The organism is Sphingomonas sp. BLCC-B65, assembly GCF_028550675.1.
Taxonomy (GTDB): domain Bacteria; phylum Actinomycetota; class Actinomycetes; order Actinomycetales; family Microbacteriaceae; genus Microbacterium.
On the sequence record NZ_JAQQGL010000001.1, the window covers coordinates 2,035,439 to 2,054,995 of the forward strand.

The following is a 19,557-nucleotide window of genomic DNA, read 5'->3' on the forward strand; positions in this document are numbered from 1 at the left end:
GGGGGGATGCCGTTCGGCATCCCCCCTTCGGCGTGTCCGGCGCCGCGTAGGCTGGACGGGTGATCCCGACCCGTGTGATGCGTTTCGTGGGCCCGGCGATCCTCGTCGCGGCCGCCCTCGTCTCCCTCGTGCTCGGGCTCGTGTTCGGCGGGGGTGCCGCCCCGCTGCTCGTCGGTGACGCCGGCCCGGTCGTGCGCTGGGGGCTGCCGATCGTCACTCTCGGCGTGAACCTGTCGGCGGCGGGCATGATCGGATCGCTCGTGCTCGCGCTGTTCGCGCTGCGCGCGGGGGAGCGCCCCTTCGACACGGCGCTGGACGTGGCATCCATCTCGGCCGCCCTCTTCACGGTCGCGAGCGGGTTCACCGCCTTCTTCACGTTCGTCAACATCTTCAATGCCACCCCGAACGCCGGCGCCGAGTTCGGTGGCCAGTTGGGGCGCTTCCTGGTGTCGACCGACCCCGGTCGCGCCTGGGCGCTGACCACCCTTGCCGGAGCCGCGCTGACGGTGCTCACCTTCGCCGTCCGTGGATGGACCTCGACGTTGTTCGTGGCCGCCCTGGCGATCGCCAGCCTCGTGCCGATGGCCACCCAGGGCCACTCCGGCGACGACGCCGGCCACAACATCGCCGTCTCCGCACTCGCTTTGCACATCATCGCCGCCGCCGCCTGGCTCGGCGGCCTGCTGCTGTTGATGGTGCTGCGACCCCAGCTGCGGGGAGCCGAGCTGGGCGACGTCCTGGCGCGGTACTCGAGCATCGCCCTCGTGGCCTTCGTCGTCGTCTCACTGTCGGGCGTCGCACGTGCCGCCGTCGGCGTCGTCGAGCCCAAGTATCTGCTGTCGGCCTACGGGGCCCTGCTCGGCGTGAAGGTCGTCGCGCTGCTGCTGATGGGGGCGCTCGGCGCGCGGTACCGCACCGGGCTGATCTCGCGTATCCAGCGGGACGAGAAGCCGAGCGGCGAGCGCTCGTCGCGCCGGTTCTGGGGTCTGGTCACGCTCGAGCTCGTGTTCATGGGCATCGCCAGCGGGGCGGCGGTCGCGCTGTCGCGAACGCCCCCACCGGTCGACACGCGCCTTCCCGACGTCAAGACACCCGCGGAGATCCTCACCGAGGTGCCGCTGCCGCCCGAATTGACCATCTCGCGCTGGTTCACGCAGTGGGACATCGACATCCTGTGGGTGTTCGCCGTCGGCTTCGGCCTCTTCTTCTACCTCGCCGGCGCGTGGCGCCTGCATCGCCGCGGCGACCGCTGGCCGGTGTACCGCACGCTGCTGTGGGTCCTGGGCATGCTCTCGCTGCTGTGGGTGACGAGCGGTCCGATCAACGCGTACCAGGACTATCTGTTCAGCATGCACATGATGGGCCACATGCTGCTGACGATGGCCATTCCGATGATGCTGGTCTTCGGTGCCCCCGTGACGCTCGCCTCGCGGGCCATCGCCAAGCGCGACGACGGCTCGCGCGGCGGGCGCGAGTGGATCCTGTGGGCGGTGCACACGCCGTTCGCGCGCGTCGTCACCCATCCGCTGTTCGCGGCCGCGATGTTCGTCGGATCACTCTGGGCGTTCTACTACACCGATCTCTTCCGCTGGACCCTCTACGACCACCTCGGACACGAGTGGATGGTCGCCCACTTCCTCATCTCGGGCTACCTGTTCGTGCAGTCGCTCGTCGGCATCGACCCGGTGCCCCTGCGCTACCCCTACCCGTTCCGGCTGCTCACGCTGATCGGCGTCATGGCCATGCACGCGTTCTTCGGCATCTCGATCATGATGTCGTCGGGGCTGTTCGTCGCCGAGTGGTTCGGTTCGATGGGACGCACCTGGGGAGAGCCGCCGCTGGTCGACCAGTACACCGGGGGTGGCATCGCGTGGTCGATCGGCGAGATCCCGACCCTGATCCTCGCGATCACCGTGGCGATCCAGTGGAGCCGCACCGACGAACGTGCCCAGCGTCGCGGCGATCGTCACGCCGATCGGACGGGGGATGCCGAGCTCGAGGCCTACAACGCGAAGCTCGCCCAGCTCGCAGCCCGCGATGCACGGGAGGCCCGCCTCACACGCTGAGGGCGGCGGCCCGTCGGGATCAACCGGCGGACTGCACCTGGATCGAGGCGGTGCCGTCGGGCAGCATCGTGATCGTGCCGCCGACCCGGAACGGCACATCCTCGTCGACGTGGGTCACCGTGCCGTCGAAGATCGACTTGATGTCGACGACCACGTGCGCCGCGGCATCCGCGGGGACGATCGACCATCCGGCGCCGTCGGGCCGCAGGGCGATCTTGGGCGGGGTGACCATCGACCACACCGGCGGCTCGAGGATCCGGTTGCGTACCTGCAGACCGAAGGGGCAGCCGGTGGGCTGCAGCACCTGCTGCGTCGTGCACGCGGTGAGGAACGACTCCACACGTTCCTGCACGACGTCGACGAAGGTGGAGGTCGGCTGGGTCTGGATGTCCACGGGCACCTCGGCCTGGGGCGTATCGGAGAGAACCGCCACCCCCGGGCTGGACGAGACCGGCGTGTCGACGGAGATCGAGTAGAGGCCGGGCGAGAACACGAGCAACGCGACCGGTGCCAGAGGATCGGCCTTCGTGCCGTCGGGCGAGACCTGGCGGGTGTCGACCGCGAACCCGTTCACGGAGAAGGCGGTCGCACCGCGCAGGGTCAGATCGATCACCGCCAGTGGGCTCTGCGCGAATCGCCAGGTGGGGGCCAGTCCGACCCATCCCGCCCGCTCCACGCGGAACGTGGAGGTCCCGGCGTGCGGGCCGGCCTGGTACGACACCGTCACGAGCTCGACGCCGTCGGACGCCTGCTCGCCCACCACACGGATGTCGCTGAGCGGAGCGAGCGCCGCGCGGCGCAAGAGCGCTTCGCTCGCGTCGCCGGGAAGCCCGGCATCCGTGAGATCGGAGGATGCGATCGGAACCCCGGGCAGGGCGAGCGCTTCGGGGACCCGCCCCTCGCTGAGCAGGCTGAGATAGCGCGTGACGAAAGCGCCGGGGCTGTACAGGTCGCGGTACACGGTGACGGTCGCCGCCCCGATCGCGCCGACCAGGAGCAGCCCGACGACGGACAGGGCGGCCAGGTCGAACGCCAGCCGGCGGCTTCTGCGACGGGCCGGGGATCGGCGCGTCGCGGCATCCGTACCCGCCTCTGCGGCGCGCGCCTGCTCACCCACCACCCCGTCCACAGCTCCAGTCTAGGAAACCCTTCCTGATGGCTAGCATGGATCCGGTGACCATCCCCTCCCTCTCCGCCGAGCAGGAGGAGCTCTTCCGCCTCATCGAGGACACGCGGGAGCACGTGTTCGTGACCGGGCGCGCGGGAACGGGGAAGTCCACCCTCCTCCAGCACCTCGCCTGGAACACCGAGAAGCAGATCGCCGTCTGCGCCCCGACAGGAGTGGCCGCCCTGAACGTCGAGGGGCAGACGATCCACTCCCTCTTCCGGCTGCCGATCGGACTCATCGCCGACAGCGAGCTCGAGCAGTCCGAGCCTGCGCGTCGCGTGCTCAAAGCGATAGACACCCTCGTGATCGATGAGGTGTCGATGGTCAACGCCGATCTGATGGATGCCATCGACCGCTCACTGCGTCAGGCGCGGGGGCGCCGCTCCGAACCCTTCGGCGGCGTGCAGATCATCATGTTCGGCGACCCGTACCAGCTCTCTCCCGTGCCGCCGCGCGGTGATGAGCTGCGCTACATCCAGGACCACTACCGGTCGTTCTGGTTCTTCGACGCGCAGGTGTGGGCGGGCCCGTCGGCGGACGGCTCCGCGATCCGTTCCGACGGGTTGCTCGACCTCGGCCGGGTCGGGGCGCCGCTGCACATCCGCGAACTGCGTCAGATCCATCGCCAGGCCGACGACGGGTTCAAGGCGATGCTGAACGCCGTGCGCCACGGGGTGGTGACCGCAGAGATCGCGGGCATGCTGAACGCGGCGGGAGCACGCCCGGTGCCCGAGCCGGTCGAGGGTGAGCCTCCGATCATCACGCTCGCGACGCGCAACGACATCGTCTCGCGCATCAACCAGCGTCATCTCGACGCCCTGCCCGGTCCGGTTCAGACGGCGCGCGCCGACGTCAGTGGCGACTTCGGGCGCGGTGAGGCGTCGTACCCCGCCGACACCGAGCTGCAGCTCAAGGTCGGCGCGCAGGTCATGTTCCTCCGCAACGATGTGGGCGGTCGTGGGGACGGCCCGCGGTGGGTGAACGGCTCGATCGGCACCGTCACGCGCATCGCCGGAGGCACGGTGCGCGTCGAGCTCGACGGCGAGGAGGTCGACGTCGAGCCGGCTGTCTGGGAGAGGTTCCGCTATGCTTACGATCCCGGGTCGCGAAAGCTCACCCGCGAGATCGTGGCCGAGTTCACTCAGTTCCCGCTGCGACTGGCATGGGCGGTGACGATCCACAAGTCGCAGGGCAAGACGTACGACCGCGCCGTCATCGACCTGGGCTCGGGGGCGTTCGCGCCGGGGCAGACCTACGTGGCTCTGTCACGGCTGACCTCGCTCGACGGCCTCTACCTGTCGCGCCCGCTGCGCCCGAGCGACATCCTCGTGGATGCCGACGTCCGCCGGTTCATGGCCGGGGTCCGCGCCGCCGGCTTCTGACCCTCGGGTGAAACGCGGGGTCAGGCGGATGCCGCGGCGGCGGCCTTGGCGGTGGCGAGATCGACGAAGAGGTCGGTGTTGAACTGGTACGCGGCGAGCACCTCGTCGATGACGCGCTCGCGCTCCGCGGCATCCCAGGCGACGGCGTCGAGCTGCTCGCGGTAGATGTCCTTGAACGCGGCGGGGTCGGCGATCTCGTCGAAGAGGTAGAAGCCGATTCCGTTCGTCTCGAAGCCGAACTGACGCGCCATGAGCTTTCCGATGAACAGGCCGCCGGAGAGATCGCCGAGGTAGCGGGTGTAGTGGTGGGCCACGAACCCGCCCGGCCAGCTCGCCCCGACTTCGCGGATGCGATCGACGTAGCGGGTGGTCGTCGGCAGCGGCGCGATGCGTTCGCGCCAGTCGTCGCCGATCAGGAAGGCGAGGTCGGACTCGATCGCGGGGAGGCGCGTGAGCTTCTCGCTGATGAACGGTGCCGCGATCGGATCGTCGCGCATGGCCTCGGCAGCGTGCTCGAGCGCCTCGTAGATGAACCAGTGCTGCGCGACGAGCGCGACGTAGTCGTCACGCGTGCCGCGACCGCGCATCAGATCGTCCATGAATCCGGCGTGCTCGCTGCCGGAGTGGGCGGTACGCGAACGCTCGCGCAGGGCGGTGGAGAACGGGATCGGCTGGGTCACAACCGTCAGTGTAGTTGAAACTAAGGCTCACCTAAACTGAAGGTTGCCTGCGGGATCGCTGAGCGCCCGGTCCGCCCCGACTATCCGTGCGGCCGAGGCGTGATCCCCAGGCGCGCGCACGCCTCGTCGTACAGGGCGACGATCTCGCGGCGCACGTCCCGTCGCTCGCTGATCTGGCCGCCAGGCCAGGGGATGCGGATGACGTCGTCACCACCGTCGGCGCGAGTGACATGCCACTGGCCGGCCTCGCCGTCGAACGTGACCATCTCGGAAGCGACGACATCGGCATCGGGGGAGAATGCCCGCGCGATGAGCAGGTTGTCGTCGGAGTGGTCGTCGTTCATGTGGCCGAGAACGCCGGTCAGAGTGTCGTCGTCGAAGGTGTGCGCCATGGCACCCACCTTAGGGGCGGGTGCACGGGGCGCGACGGCCCACCTCCCGGGGCAATGGCCCCGCGACGCAATCGTCACAGGAGCGTCACGGCGGTCGGGTCGTATGCGCATCGTGATCTACGCTGAGAGGACTGACCAGGGGGTGAGGATGCGGGCTCTTCGTCGATCGCGGCGTCTTGCGGCGATGGCCGGTACGCTCGCGCTGGCGCTCGCGCTGGCTGCGTGCTCGTCGAGCCAAACGGTGTCGCTGCCGCTGCCCGATCAGGTGGATGCCGCCATCGGTGGCGATGTTCAGGCCCAGCTGCAGACGGCCGTCGAGCGCGCCGTGGCCGCATCGGGCGCATCGGGCGCGATCGTCGGCGTGCGCGTTCCGTGGGCAGGTGTCTGGGACGCGGGCGTCGGCACGGTCGCTCCCGGCGGCGCCGCGGTGAACGACTCCATGACCTTCCATGCCGGTGCCGTCACCCGGTCGATGACCTGTGACGTGCTCTACGGCCTCGTCCACGACGGCGTGGTCTCGTTGGACGACCCGGTCGGCAAATACGTGACGGGTCTGGGCGATCAGGGTGCTCGGGACGGCCTGACGCTCGGTCAGCTCTGCGATTCGACATCGGGTATCGGCGCGTACGATCCGACCGTCGATGCGCGCATGCGTGCCACGCCCTCCCGCGTCTGGACTCCGCGGGAGCTGATGGCTTTCGGAATGTCCCAGGCATCGAACGTGCAGCCGGGCACCGTGTTCGCCGACTCCGACACCGGTTACGTGCTGCTCGGGTTCGCCCTCGAGCGCGCGACCAGCAAGACGGCGGCGCAGCTCTATCAGCAGTACGTGTTCGGCCCGAACGGGATGACCTCCACGTCGTTGCCCGACAACGGCACCGCCGACCTGAACGGCCTGTGGACGGGCGCGGCGGCCGACGGCACCGCCGCGTGCACCGCGCCGACCCCGATCGTCGGCTTGTCCTCGAGCGCCGGCTTCACGGCATCCGGGGTCATCAGCGACCTCGCCGATATGGGCCGATACGTGCAGGCGCTGGCGATGGGGCTGCGTCCCTACGACGCCCCCGGCCGCTTCGAGAACCCGCTGCCGGCGGTGGCGAACGGCCCGTCATGGTTCACGGCGCGCGGGGGGAGCTACCAAGCCGGCAGCCTCATCGGGCAGTACGGCTCGGTCCCCGGCGCGCTGACGGCGGCGTTCGCCGACCGCACGACCGGCATGAGCGTTGTCGTCACCTTGAACAACTCGCGGGCGTCGGCCGACCTCGTCCGCAGTCTCGCCTGGGAGCTCGCTGCCATCGCGTCGAAGGCGCCGGCGGCGGCGGGACGCACCGCCCCGCAAGCGGGGCTGCCCTGGACGGCCGAGGACATGGCCGCGCAGGTGAAGGCCGCCGCGGTCTGCCCGATCCCGTGAGTCCGAGCGCCGCGTGAGCCGCCGATGAGCGCCGCGCGACCACCTGCTTCGGGGGCGCCGGGCGCGGTCGGCCTCGTCGTTGCCGGCCTCGTGTGTCAGGAGGGCGGCGCCGCGATCGCGGTCACGCTCTTTCCGCACGTCGGCCCGCTCGGCATGGTGATGCTGCGCCTCGCGTTCTCCGCGCTGATCCTCCTCGCCGTCGCGCGGCCACGGCTGCGCGGCCACGCGGCGCGGGCGTGGCGCGACGTCATCGTGTTCGGGGTCGTTCTCGGCACGATGAACGGGTTGTTCTACCTCGCGCTGCAGCGGCTTCCGCTGGGAGTGACCGTGACAATCGAGGTGCTCGGACCGCTCACGCTGTCGATCATCGCGGGGCGACGTCGCTCGTCCTGGCTCTGGGCCGGCATCGCGCTCGTCGGCGTCGTCGCCCTTGCCGGCGGCGGGTGGGATCGACTCGACATCCTCGGGGTGCTGTTCGCCCTCGGAGCCGCGGCGAGCTGGGCGATCTACATCCTTGCGTCGGCGCGTGTCGGCGCGGCGTTCCCGCGCCTGGACGGTCTGGCCGTCGCGATGGCCATCGGCGCCCTCCTGTCGCTGCCGTTCGGCATCGTCCAGGCGGGCGCAGCGCTGCTGCGACCGGAGATGCTCGGGCTCGGCGCTGCGGTCGCCCTGCTGTCGTCGACCCTGCCGTACGCGTTCGAGCTGATCGCCCTGCGCCGGCTTCCGGCGGCGGCGTTCGCCATCCTGATGTCGCTCGCGCCGGCCGTGGCGGCGCTGGCCGGGTGGGCGCTGCTCGGACAGCACCTGGCGTGGCTCGAGCTCGTGGGAATCGTGATGGTGATCGCGGCATCCATCGGTGCCGTGCGCGCCGCCGGACGCCGTGTTCGCGGTGCCGTCGAGCCCATCGGTTGAGTCGAAAGCCTCCCCGCTGCCGGAAGCCCTGCGGGCGGTGATCAGCCGACGTTCGGGTGACGGATAGTCGCGCGTGACAGGATGCCGCGGTGACCTCGCGCTCCTCGACATCCGGCCGCGGCGGCTCGACGAGGCGTCGGCCCGTTCGTCGCCGTCCAGCCCTCAGCGCCCGGCGGCGACGTCAGCTGCGACGTCGCCGGGCACTCGCATGGGCGGTCGTGGCGGTGCTCGCCACCGGTCTCGGCGTCGCGGGGGTGGCGATCGGTCAGGCCGTCCGTCATGCCGCGGTCTGCGCGGAGGCGGAGGGATTCGGACGGCAGCAGCTGGACAACGCGCGCAGCATCGTGGCGGCCGGACGCGACGCGGGGTTGCCTGCGCGCGACCAGACGATCGCAGTGATGACGGCGCTGGGGGAGTCCAGTCTGCAGAACATCGACTACGGCGATTGGGAGACGAGCGGGGTGACCAACCCCGACGGCTCACGCACGACCTCGATCGGTCTCTTCCAGCAGCAGGACGGCTGGGGAACGCGGGAGCAGCGGCTCGACCCCTACACGGCGGCGAGCCTGTTCTACCGCGCCATGGTCGAGAAGGTGCCCGAGCCCGAGCGGTCGGCGACGGCGCCCACGGAGGTCGCCCATCGGGTGCAGATCAATCGCGATCCGACGCACTACGCCCCGTACTGGCCGCTGGCCGAGCGGATCGTCGCCGTGCTCGACGATCAGGCCGTCGTCGACACCTGCCTCTGACGGGCCTGCCCCTGGGGTCGTCCTGTCTCGACCGCGACGACCGCGGCCACGGTTCCGGCTGCGGCGACCAGCAGCATGCCGAGCGATGACGGCAGGAAGGTCGCCCCGCCGATCGCCGCCACGCCGAGCAGCAGGATCGTGTTTCCGGTCGCGGTCAGCTGGCTGCGCAGGTTCAGTGCCCAGATGCCGAGAACGAAGAGCACCACGGGAACCGTCAGGGTCGCATGGGCGGCGATGCTCGACAGGTGCGCTTCGTGACCGATGTCGTCGACGGCGATCTCGATGCCGGCCGAGAAGGCGCCGGCGGCGGCGAAGATCGCGTAGTGGAAGTAGCCGTAGCGGATCGAGGAGCCGAGGGTGCGGATGTGTCCGGTGTGCTCGCGGGAGAAGTACACCCACCACATGCCGGCGGCGATGACGAGGCCCGCTGCCGACACGACGATCAGCTCGGTCAGGTGCTCCTGCTCCTGGATCGCGGCGATGATGGCTCCCGCCGAGGCCAGGATCGACTCGCCGAGGAGGATGAGGGTGAACAGGCTGTAGCGCTCGGTGATGTGGTGGGCGTTCCACGGCGCGTGTTCGCGATGCTCGGCCCAGACCGGCACGAGCACCTCGGCCGCCACCAGCGCGAAGAACGCGACGAGGCCCGCTGTCGGCGGGAGCAGCAGCCGCAGCACCCACGCGACCTGCACGACGGTGATGCCGGCGGCGTAGCGCAGGCAGACGCGACGGAACTCGGGCACGGATGCCGCCGCGCGCAGCCATTGCCCCACCATCGCCAACCGCATGATGACGTAGCCGAGAGTGACGATCGTGAAGTCCTGATGTTCCATCGCGGCGGCGCTGCCGCTGGCCAGGACGAGCACTCCCGCCATCTGCACGATGGTTGTCACGCGGTAGGCCCAGTCGTCCACCGCGAACGAGGTGCCGAACCAGGTGAAGTTCATCCACGCCCACCAGATGGCGAAGAAGAGCATGAGGTAGCTGCCCACGCCCGCGCCGAGGTGGCCGTGCGATTCCATGTGGTGCAACTGTTGGGACGACAGAGACACGGCGACCACGAACACCAGGTCGAAGAAGAGCTCGAGCGGGCTGGCGGCGCGGTGTTGCTCGCCCGCGTCGCGCGCTGTCATCCGTCGCAGGCCCCAGCGTGTGCGGTGCGGAGCGGCGTCGTGCGTCATAATCCCCCGATCGCCGCCCCCGTGCGGTGCGCGGCACGGGGAAAGATACCAGGCGCGTCGACGTCGGTGGGGCCGGGGAGCGTGTCCCCGACCCCACCGGGTCGCGGTGGCTCAGGCGCGGCGGCGCCGCAGGAGCACCGCGCCCGCGGCGATGAGCAGCACGGCGATGCCCGCCAGGGCGGTCCAGGGGCGGGCGTCGCCCCCGGTGCTCGCCAATGCCGCCGACGTCCCGGTCGTTCCCGTGGCCGTTCCTGCCGTGCCCGTCCCGGCGCCCGGATCGGTCCCGCCGTCCACGACCGCCGTCACGGTGGGGGCGAACGTCGAGGAGACGACCGTGCCACGGGTGTCGGCCACCCGATAGGTCACGGGAGCCGGGCTTCCCGTGTAGCCGGTGTCGGGGGTGAAGACGATCCGGTCGCCGACGAGGTCGTACCGGCCGCCGGTCACGGTGACACGGCGGACGATCCCGGCATCCGCCGCGGTGACGCTCGCGCGGGCGAACGTCTCGAACTCCTCCGACTCGGCGAGGGTGAGGGTGGCGGGGTCGAACGGGACGTCGGGATCGCCCGGTTCGTCGTTCGCCAGCGGTGCGATGCTGATCGGTGCGCCCGCGGGGCCGCTGGCCGTGTCGGGGCGTGCGATCGGGGTCACGGCGACGTAGCCGTCACCGAGATCGCCGACGAAGGAGGCGACCCAGGCGAGTGCCGAGTTCCAGTTGACGGTGATCTCGTTGACCGACCACGCTCCGATGTCGTCGACGTAGCAGGCCTGCGCCGCGCACCCCTGCAGCCAGGCGCCCGCCACCGGGTCCTGGATGGAGGAGTTCGGTCCACCCGCCACCGTGCCCTTCGGCGGGTGCGGCAGCGACGGATCGAGCGCGTGGGCGTACCACCGGCTGTGCTGGTTCTGCGAGTACTTCGTGCCGTAGCCGGTGACGTACGACTGTGCGAGCACATTGCGCCCGAACAGGTAGTCGTAGCCTTCGATGACGGCGTCCGCGTAGCGCGGCCGGTGCGTGAGGTCGAACGCCGTCGCGATGACGACCTGGTTGTTGAGCACGGCCGAGTTGGATCCCCAGTCGTAGAGGCCCTCCTTCGGCGCGTAGGGCTGACCGAACGGCTGCGCCTTCTGATCCGCGATGAGCGCGTCGGCGGCATCCACCACCGACTGGCGGATCTGCGCAATGTCCGGCAGGTCGGCCCCGAAGCGTGCGAGCTGCATGCGTGCGAGCGCCGCGACATCGCCCCAGAAGAACCCGCCGGCGGTGAAGATGTCGGCATCGGTGTTCATCGCGAGGTGCAGGGGGTTCGTCTCGACGTCGGTGCGGTAGTCGCCCGCGCCCGTCGTGAGGTACAGCTCGGCGGCCGCCCAGTAGAACTCGTCGGTCACGTCGTCGTCGTCGTACGTGCCGCCGCCGGTGCCGTCTTCCGCCGGCGCGAGCAGCACCGGGTTGGTGCGAGCCGCCTCGTACGCCGTCTCGGCCGCGGTGAGCAACCGCGCCGCGAACGCGGGGTCGAATTCGGCGAACAGGCGCGAGCCCTGTGCCGCGACCGCGGCGAGGTTGAGCGTCGCCGCGGTCGACGGGCGGTGCAGCAGGCGCTCCTGCGGGTCCTGGTCGGGCAGCAGCGGCAGTCCGGTCCAGTTGCGGTCGGTCACCTTGTGCCACGCCATACCCGCGAGCGGGTCGCCGGCCGGTACCTGCATCTTCAGCATCCACTCGAGCTCCCACCGGGCCTCGTCGAGGATGTCGGGCACGCCGTTGCCGTGTTCGGGCACCGCGAGAGTGCCGTCGGCGAGGGATGCCGTGGTGCCGGCGGCCTTGGCGCGCTCCCACGCCGACAGCAGCTGCGCGACGGCGATGCCGCCGTTGACGACGTACTTGCCGTGGTCGCCCGCGTCGTACCAGCCGCCGCTCACGTCGTGGCGGTCGGTGCACGTCCAGCCGTCCGACCAGGTCTGCGGCTCGAGGCAGGCCACATCGGTGTCGCCCTGGTTGGGCCCGACGCCGAGGTGGCCGGCCGGACGCGCGTACTCGGCTCCGGCGATGGCGCCGTCGATCGCGATGCCGGACCGGTTCGTGTAGAAGAAGCGCAGCGAGTCTGCGCGCAGCGACTGGAACACGTCGTCGGAGATGGCGAACGGGAAGCTCTGCTGATCGCCGACGTGGAGGGTGTACCCCGTGCCGGGAACCTGCACGCCGCTGAAGTCGACGGTGTGCACGTTCGTGCCCGCGCTCGGATCGAGGCCGGCAGGGGCGGTCGTGCCGGTGGCCACGATCGCGCCGCCCGGCGCCTGCAGCGACCACTCCAACGGCGTGGTGGCGTCGGTGACGACCGTCGCGCGCTTGGGACCGCGAGTGAGGTAGCCGACCTGGTTCACCTTGACGGCCGGGCCGGTGTCGGCGCGATAGGTGTACTTCGTTCCGGTGAGGGTGACGTCGTCGACGCAGACCACGGTGCCGCTCGGCATCCCGCCGATGCGGAACTGGATCTGCCCGAGGTGGAAGGTGTCGGCCGCGGTGGTCGTGAAGGTGAACGACTGCGGCGTGGGGGTGGAGGTGAGCTCGAACGACTTCTGCAGCCACGACACCTGGTCGGGGCCGGAGTACGTGCCGACCTGCGTCGAGGCGTTCAGCGTGGCGGGCGATCCGCCGGGGGCGACGGCGGATGCCGTGAAGCTCAGCCGGAAGGCGGTGTCGCCGGGCATCGGGATGTCGTTGTGGCCGAGCAGCAGGTCCCAGACGTTGGTGGTGTCGGCGCCGATGGTGGCGCACATCTGCTGGTCGGGGTTGGAGAGGGTGACCGCTCCGGCCGTCCACCAGGGGCTCGTGCCGTCCGCGAAGGTGGGGTTCGGGAGCAGCTGGTCGGTGCCGACGGTGGGTTCGGTCGGCTCGGTCGGCTCGGTGGGGCCGGTGCCGCCGCCGTCTCCGCCGCCGGTGCCCGTCGCGATGATCGAGACGTCGTCGAGCCAGAACGTGCCGGCGGCGTTGCCGCCGAGGCGGAACTGCACGTCGGAGGTCGTGCCCTGCCCGAAGTCCTCGGCGGTGAAGGTCGCGGTCACGTCCTGCCAGGCGGTGGTCAGCGGCGTCTCGGCCGTGGCGTACGTGCTGTAGGTCGCGTTCGGCGTGGTGGGCGCAACCTGCGTGCGCAGCGTGAGGCCGGCGCGGTCGGCGCGGACCTTGGCCGCGAACGCGTACTCGGTGCCGGCCACGAGCGCGACGCCGCCCTGTCCCACGATCACGTCCCACGGGTTCGTGGAGGCGGGGAAGTCGGCGCGCAGGGTGCCGTCCTCGGCGGTGAGGGAGCCGGCGCTCGCCCACCAGGGGTCGGTCGTGGTGGCGAAGGTGCCGTTGAGGATGAGGTCGTCGGTGCTCGCCGCCGATGCCGCCGTCGCGGCAGACGGGAGAGCGACAGCGGCTGCGCCGATCAGGGCTCCGACCGCGAGGGCGGCCGTCAGACGTCGCACGTGTGCTCTTCTCGCAGGCATACAGGCTCCTTCGCTCTGTGTCGGCGCCGCGGTCGTCGCGGCGCTGGGAGCGCTCTCAGGGAGCGCTCCCACGAAACATAGCAGAATCCATGCGCGCGCATCAGGGGATGCCGCGACCTCGGTGCGGACGATCGGCGGCGTTACGCGGCGCGCACGGCGACGAACGCCGGGGGCTCGAGATCGCCCGTCGGCGAGACGAAGATCCGCTTCACGTCCGACGGCGTGCGGGGGTCGAACACAAGCGGACGCGACGCGCCCTCGGCGGGCACCTCGCGCGGCGGCAGGAGGGCCAGGCACGTGACCCAGCGGCGTGCGCCCTGGCCGTCATCGAACGCGAACGTCAGCGAGACCGCGGCGCGCGAGGCGGCCAGGGCCTCCGCCGACAGCTGCGGCGACGAGGTCACCTCGGCGTCGACGAGCCGGCCGGTCGTGAGGAGTTCGGCGGCCAGGTCGGCGTTGCGCCGGCGGAAGCGCTGCGCGCGCAGGCGGCCGATGATGCTGGTGAGTCCCAGGGCGATGAAGATGCCCGGTAGCCACCAGATACCCGCGTACATGATCCACGCGCCGATGCCCCAGACCTCGTCCTCGTGGAAGACGGGGTCGACGGCGACGCCCACGGCATCCGGCGCCGCCCACATCGGCAGCGAGAGGAGCACGCCGGTCGCGGGGCCGAGAAGGACGATCGAGGCCGGGCCGAGGATGGCGTAGTACGTGCGCCGGCCCGTGTAACGGTGGTTCCACGCCGAGTAGGCGCCCATCGTGATGATGCTGGCGATGATGCCCACCGGCAACGCCGTCGATCGGACGGCGACGGGGATGCCGCCGTCCCAGGTGCTGAAGACGCTGTTGATCGACACGACGCGCACCTGATCGAAGAGGCCGCCGATGCCGAAGCCGACGATCGCCGCGGCGGCAAACCCCGCGAGCCCCCAGAGCAGGGTGGCCGTCAGCGCCCGCGGCGAGCCGACGAGCTTTCGATCCCGTTCGGCGGCCGCGGCTTTCGGATCGATGAGGCTCATGACGTCCAGCCTAAGAGGGCGGTCGGGGAGCGAGTGGTGGGGTGTTCGCTTTAGTGCGAGAAGCCGCGCAATTCCGCGGTCTTTCAAGGCCCGGAAACGAGCCGATCCTCTCGCATCCTCGCGAAGATCCTCTCGGATCCTCTGAGGCGTGACGAACACTATCCACGCCCGCGGTTGCGGGCGTTCCGTTTACGGGCCCGTTCACGACGTGAGCTCGTTTCGGCGGGTTCCTGCTTCGTTCGAGACTGCTCCGGCGAGCCGGAGTCTGATGTCCCGTCCGCAGGCGTTTAGCCTCTCCACCTTTCCTGGGGCGAGGGCGAGAACCATCAGGTTCGTCGCGGCGTTGTAGTCGCGGTCGAGGTGGGTGCCGCAGGGGCAGGTCGACAGGCGCACGTCGGTGCTGCTCGGACCGGACTTGGTGTTGCAGATGACGCACAGTCGAGTCGACGGGAAGAACCTGCCGGCTCGGACGATAGTACGACCGTGGGTTGCGGCTTTGGCTTTGAGTTCGGTGACGAACTGACTCCAACCGGCGTCGGTGATGGACTTGCCGTACCTGCCCCGGACCATGGCGCTGACGCTCAACGTCTCGAGGCTGATCGTTTGGTTCTCACGGATCAGTCTGGAGATGAGTTGGCGGGCGTGGTTGCGTCGCAGGTTGGCGGTGCGCGCGTGGATGCGCGCCACTTCCGATGAAGGTGTTCGAGTCGGTCGAGACGATGACGCTCTCCGACCCACGTGTCTGGGTACGCGGCGACTTCCATGGGAACGTTGGCTGGTTGCAGACCCTCCTGCCGGCCTTGCACCGCTACGACCGCAGCATCACTACGATCCTCCACGCAGGCGGTTGGTGGATGGACCCGCGCGCGGTCGACTATTGGAGCCGCCGCAGCGGTATTGAGCGGATCCTCGTAACGCTCGGGAACCACGAGCCCTACAACGAGTACACACCGCTGCTGGATGCTCGCCCCAGTCGGGCCGTCCGCATATCCGAGGTCGTGTGGCTACTCCCGCGGCCGTGGCGACTCGAGATCCACGGCCGGAAGATCCTGAGCCTCGGCGGAGCGGCCTCCGTCGACCGCAGGTGGCGCACGCCGGGCAAGGACTGGTGGGAGGACGAGCGGATCCTCGACGTGCACGTAGCCGCGGCGTCCGCGGGACCGGCCGAGGTGATGGTCACGCACGAGAGCCCTGATGACACACCGGTTGCGGAGGTTGCCGCACTTCTGTGCAGCAACCCCAATGGCTTTCCCGATGATGCGCTCGAAGAATCGGCTGCCTCGCGCGCCCAGGTAGGCAAGGTCTGGAGCGCGGTAAACCCGAAGCTCCTCTTCCACGGCCACATGCACGTCGCGGGGTCCGGAGCCAATGCCGACGGGCGCTCGGTCGTAAGTCTCGGCCGAGACGTGGCGGAGGGGAACGCCACGCTGCTCGATCTGGTCGATATGTCGGTGGACGTCCCGTCGTTGCGAGGCTTGCGGGGCTGGTGACGCGAGACAGCCCGGCGGAACTACAGGCCCAGACAGGTTGGTGGCTCGAGGATCGCTGCCAACTCACGGGTCACGGAGTCAGAGTCTGAGGCATCTCGATCCGGTACTTTGGCTCCAACTACGAATTGGAGCGAGCTTGACATGACGACTAGCACCGGGGGACTGCCGGTATCACGCATTCGTGCCGAGAATTTCCGCTCGTTCGCGAATGTCGACGTCCCTCTATCAGCGTTGACAGTGCTCGTTGGGCCTAACGGGTCTGGCAAGTCAAACGTACTGAAGGTCCTTCAGTTCATCTCCTCGGTTGCTCAGTTCGACGTGCAGGGCGCGCTCACGATGTGGGGAGGCTTTGACCGCATCCAACGGCAATCGAAAGAAGCCGGGGCGGTTCGCTTGACCATCGAGGGTTCTGTTACCGAGCACTCGAGTCCCACGGCGCCAGACTCCTACACGTTGCGACTCAATCGGCTGAAGTCCGGTGCCATTCGCCGTGACGAGGACTTTGAGTTCAAGCGTGTCCCGGGCCGCGGCCGACGCATTCGCGTTAGCGGAGCCCAAGTGACGATCGGTGCAGCTGACGACCAGAAGGCACTCCGGCGACTGAGGACCGACCAGACATCGGGGCTGGGAACGCTCGCTCGTCTCGACGACGCCGACGTCGGGCCGGGGCCTTCCGCATACATGAAGTTCTTGACAAGCATTCGAATGCTCGAGCCAAATGTGGACGCGGCGCGCGAACCATCGCGCCTGACTCCAGGACCCCTTGCGGGCGACGCGCACAACCTGTCCTCAGCCCTGCTGAATCTGCAACAGGCCTCGCCAGAGTCGTTCGACAATCTCCTGCACGACCTTCAGCGTTGCCTCCCAGGACTAGCGAAGCTTGAGCTAGTGCCGATTGGCGGGAGCACCACTTCCGTCGTCGTGCGTCTCCGTGAGAAGGGGCTCGCGCGGTCGATCGACTTGGCAGACGCATCGTTTGGTACTGTGCGTTTGCTCTCGCTCCTAACTGCGCTTCACGAGCCTTCTCCGCCCGCATTTACGGCAATCGAGGAGGTGGATCACGGGCTGCACCCCTACGCCCTTGAGGTGCTCATTGCGCGAATGCGCGACGCCAGCGACAGCACGCAGATCCTTGCGGCCACTCACTCACCGTCGTTGGTCAATCGTCTTGAGGCTAGCGAGATCATCGTCTGCGACCGTGACCCCGACACGAGCGCGTCTTCAGTTCCGGCACGCTCAGCAGAGGAGATTCAGGCGGCTATTGACTCGACCGATATGGGGCCTGGGGAACTTTGGTTTGCCGGCGCCCTCGGTGGGGTGCCGGACGTATGACGCCGAAGAAACAGAGCGGGCCCAAACGGCCGCCCGTGATTCTTGCATTTGGTGAGGATCTGCATGATTCGGACTCGATCAAATGGCTCGTAGAATTTTTTCGAAGCGATCTGCCACGAGTTCTTTCGCGGCCCAAGCCCGTTTCCCTAAGCGGGAATCCAGGTAAACCGGCGCTTGACAAGTGGATCGGGGCCGTCAGCAACGCTGTAGCGGCGACCGAAGCCGCCGGACAGCCAGTGCGCGCCGTATTGGTCCACGTCGACAGTGACGAACCTGACCCCGGTGGGAAGAGACATCAGTCGCTGACGGTAGCTCTCAGCTCGCTCAAGGTTGCCCACCCGGTTGTCCCGGTGCAATGCACCGAGGCTTGGTGGTTTCTATTTCCAGCTCAGGTAGAAGCAGTTCGGCCGAAGGCATGGCGCGCGACGATGCCACGCAAGGCGCGTGATGTCGAGAGCATTAACTCCCCGAAGACGGAGCTCAAGAGGCTCACTCGTAGATCGGGTCACGAGTACGCCGAGAGCGACTCGCCTCGAATTGCCGAGAGAATCGCGGTCGACAAGCCATCGCCGACTGGTACAAGCAAGTCATTCGAGCGCTTCCGCTCGACCGTCGCCGCACTCTAGGTGACTGGATATCAACGGCGCGCATGAAGAAGGAACCCATAGTTTCGTTCTCCTGAAGAGGCGCGAGCAGGCGCGCCCGATGCAAGCATCGCCGGTCCCCCCTCGGATCTGTACTGAGCGAACGGCGCCGTTCGAGAGACCAACGTCCTCAAGCTGTGACCGCGCATACCGCCGTTGAAGAAGCGCATAAATACGGCCTTCTCGACGGGCGACCGTGCGGAAAAGAACTCCTGGTCGGGATAAAGCTGCTCGAGGACCTACGCGAACGAAATCGCGTACTTCCGCGAACAACCCGTGGAGGGGCTGACGGGAATCGAACCCGCGCTGTCTGCTTGGGAAGCAGAAGTTCTGCCATTGAACTACAGCCCCATGCCGACCTGACGGCCGTGCCCGTCCAGCATACCCACGAATGTTGCCGACTGATCGCCGCGCTGCGCTGGGTGCAGGCGCGGTTACGCTGCGCTGGGTGCAGAGATGATCGCGACGACATCGGGGGCGCGGAACGCCATGACCCCCGGAACGTTCCGCTGCTCGAGGATCCCAACTTCCTCGAGTTTGCGCACAGCGTTGCTCACCGCTTGGTAGGTGAGCCCTGTCGTATCGCGCAGATTGGGGATGTTCACGTAGGGGCTTCCGATGAGAAGGTCTGCGATGTCACGGACCGCTCCGCGCGCGCCGGCAGCGCGCAGCCTTTCGTGATAGCTGATCTGCAGTTCCAGCAAACGGCGGATTCGATCAGCGGAGTCGTTTGCCGACGTTTCGATGCCTTCGGCGAAGAAGCTCACCCACTCGTCCCAGCTTCCCGTCGCGCTGACGTGCGCGAGCAGTTCTTGGTACTGGTCTCGACGTTGTTCGAACCAGGGCGAGACGCTGAGGAGGCCCTCTGGAAGCACGCCATGGCGTACGAGTTGGAGGACGATGAGGAGTCGTCCGATGCGGCCGTTCCCGTCGTTGAAGGGGTGGAGAGTCTCGAACTGGTAGTGGCCCATCGCGGTGGCGACGATGGGATCGAGGTCGTCTTGGCTTGTCTGCATCCAGGTCATCAGATCCTGCAGGCCGGCGTCGAGAGCTGGCCCTGCGGGCATGGGTATGAATCGCGCATCGGTGACCCGCCCCCCGCGGCTACCGATGACGACCTGAATGCGTCGCACGCGCCCCGCTTGATCAGTGTCTGCGGCTGTGCCCTGGACGAGCGTCCGGTGAAGGTCGCAGAGAAGCCCGACGGTCAGCGGTCGCTCTTGTTGCACCCAGTGAAAGCCGTTCTCAGCGGCGGTGACATAGTTGAGCACCTCGTTCAGAGCAGCCGACCGGCTGCTGTCCTTCATGACGTCTGCGGCGAGAACGTCTTCGAGGGGCGCATAGGTGCCTTCGAGTGCTGAGGTGCTCTGAGCTTCGCGGCGGAAGGTGGGTTGACGCAGGAGCCCCGGATTGATGACAACGAGGGAACCCTGCTGCAGGCGCCCCAGCGCGCGGCTGGCTCGCGCGACACGGTTCCAGGTGGCTGTGCCGAGTTCTGGCGGCGCCGCGAGTGGATGAGCGGCGAACGCGACGTGCTCGTATGTCTGTCCGCGGCCGTCCGTGCCGAAAATCGGAAGGAGGTCACCGATCGGACTTGCCGCGAATCGTGCGGGATCCATGCTGCGCTCCTTCAAGTTCCCTTGAC

15 protein-coding genes and 1 tRNA gene are annotated in these 19,557 nt (G+C 68.7%); 7 read left to right on the top strand and 9 right to left on the bottom strand.

The annotated features are described in order from the left end of the window. Window positions 1-59: 59 nt before the first annotated feature. Window positions 60-2,066: a bifunctional copper resistance protein CopD/cytochrome c oxidase assembly protein gene (locus PP359_RS09655; protein WP_499250442.1), complete on the top strand. Its 2,007-nt coding sequence runs from the start codon at window positions 60-62 to the stop codon at window positions 2,064-2,066. Window positions 2,067-2,085: 19 nt separating this feature from the next. On the opposite strand, the gene PP359_RS09660 is transcribed toward PP359_RS09655, so the two are convergent. Then, on the bottom strand, window positions 2,086-3,195 hold the full coding sequence (locus tag PP359_RS09660) for a hypothetical protein (protein WP_499250443.1): 1,110 nt from the start codon (window positions 3,193-3,195) through the stop codon (window positions 2,086-2,088). Between the two features lie 44 nt (window positions 3,196-3,239). Here PP359_RS09660 and PP359_RS09665 point away from each other — a divergent pair, with 44 nt between their 5' ends. Further along, complete coding sequence (locus tag PP359_RS09665; protein ID WP_499250444.1) at window positions 3,240-4,616, top strand: ATP-dependent DNA helicase; 1,377 nt, start codon at window positions 3,240-3,242, stop codon at window positions 4,614-4,616. Between the two features lie 20 nt (window positions 4,617-4,636). On the opposite strand, the gene PP359_RS09670 is transcribed toward PP359_RS09665, so the two are convergent. After that, window positions 4,637-5,296, bottom strand: coding sequence for a biliverdin-producing heme oxygenase (locus PP359_RS09670; protein WP_499250445.1), 660 nt, complete (start codon window positions 5,294-5,296; stop codon window positions 4,637-4,639). 80 nt (window positions 5,297-5,376) lie between these two features. Beyond that, entirely contained in the window at window positions 5,377-5,688 is a 312-nt protein-coding gene (locus tag PP359_RS09675) for a DUF2470 domain-containing protein (RefSeq protein ID WP_039413877.1), read from the bottom strand. A 148-nt stretch (window positions 5,689-5,836) separates the two neighbouring features. On the opposite strand from PP359_RS09675, the gene PP359_RS09680 reads away from it, so the two are divergent. From PP359_RS09680 to PP359_RS09690, 3 genes are all read left to right on the top strand, one after another. Continuing rightward, complete coding sequence (locus tag PP359_RS09680; RefSeq protein ID WP_499250446.1) at window positions 5,837-7,099, top strand: serine hydrolase domain-containing protein; 1,263 nt, start codon at window positions 5,837-5,839, stop codon at window positions 7,097-7,099. Between the two features lie 24 nt (window positions 7,100-7,123). Next, complete coding sequence (locus PP359_RS09685; protein WP_499250447.1) at window positions 7,124-8,011, top strand: EamA family transporter; 888 nt, start codon at window positions 7,124-7,126, stop codon at window positions 8,009-8,011. A gap of 89 nt (window positions 8,012-8,100) precedes the next feature. Then, window positions 8,101-8,760, top strand: coding sequence for a hypothetical protein (locus PP359_RS09690; protein WP_499250448.1), 660 nt, complete (start codon window positions 8,101-8,103; stop codon window positions 8,758-8,760). Here PP359_RS09690 and PP359_RS09695 read toward each other — a convergent pair. The 4 genes from PP359_RS09695 to PP359_RS09710 form a co-directional block, all read right to left on the bottom strand. Next, window positions 8,733-9,941 carry a low temperature requirement protein A gene (locus PP359_RS09695; RefSeq protein WP_499250449.1) on the bottom strand — a complete coding sequence of 403 codons (1,209 nt, stop codon included), beginning with the start codon at window positions 9,939-9,941 and terminating at the stop codon, window positions 8,733-8,735. The two genes, PP359_RS09690 and PP359_RS09695, sit on opposite strands and share 28 nt — an antisense overlap. A gap of 111 nt (window positions 9,942-10,052) precedes the next feature. After that, entirely contained in the window at window positions 10,053-13,406 is a 3,354-nt protein-coding gene (locus PP359_RS09700) for a glycoside hydrolase family 9 protein (protein ID WP_499250450.1), read from the bottom strand. Window positions 13,407-13,567: 161 nt separating this feature from the next. After that, window positions 13,568-14,446 (bottom strand): hypothetical protein, encoded by an 879-nt coding sequence (locus PP359_RS09705; protein WP_499250451.1) that lies wholly within the window; start codon window positions 14,444-14,446, stop codon window positions 13,568-13,570. 201 nt (window positions 14,447-14,647) lie between these two features. Continuing rightward, window positions 14,648-15,133, bottom strand: a complete 486-nt coding sequence (locus PP359_RS09710) for an RNA-guided endonuclease InsQ/TnpB family protein (protein WP_499250452.1) — start codon at window positions 15,131-15,133, stop codon at window positions 14,648-14,650. Between the two features lie 5 nt (window positions 15,134-15,138). On the opposite strand from PP359_RS09710, the gene PP359_RS09715 reads away from it, so the two are divergent. Together PP359_RS09715 and PP359_RS09720 are read left to right on the top strand one after the other, a co-directional pair. Then, window positions 15,139-15,936 (top strand): metallophosphoesterase, encoded by a 798-nt coding sequence (locus PP359_RS09715; protein WP_499250453.1) that lies wholly within the window; start codon window positions 15,139-15,141, stop codon window positions 15,934-15,936. Window positions 15,937-16,077: 141 nt separating this feature from the next. Then, complete coding sequence (locus tag PP359_RS09720; RefSeq protein ID WP_499250454.1) at window positions 16,078-17,268, top strand: AAA family ATPase; 1,191 nt, start codon at window positions 16,078-16,080, stop codon at window positions 17,266-17,268. 921 nt (window positions 17,269-18,189) lie between these two features. On the opposite strand, the gene PP359_RS09725 is transcribed toward PP359_RS09720, so the two are convergent. Next, a tRNA-Gly gene (locus PP359_RS09725) sits at window positions 18,190-18,263 on the bottom strand. An 83-nt stretch (window positions 18,264-18,346) separates the two neighbouring features. Beyond that, window positions 18,347-19,531: a Fic family protein gene (locus PP359_RS09730; protein WP_499250455.1), complete on the bottom strand. Its 1,185-nt coding sequence runs from the start codon at window positions 19,529-19,531 to the stop codon at window positions 18,347-18,349. Window positions 19,532-19,557 lie beyond the last annotated feature (26 nt).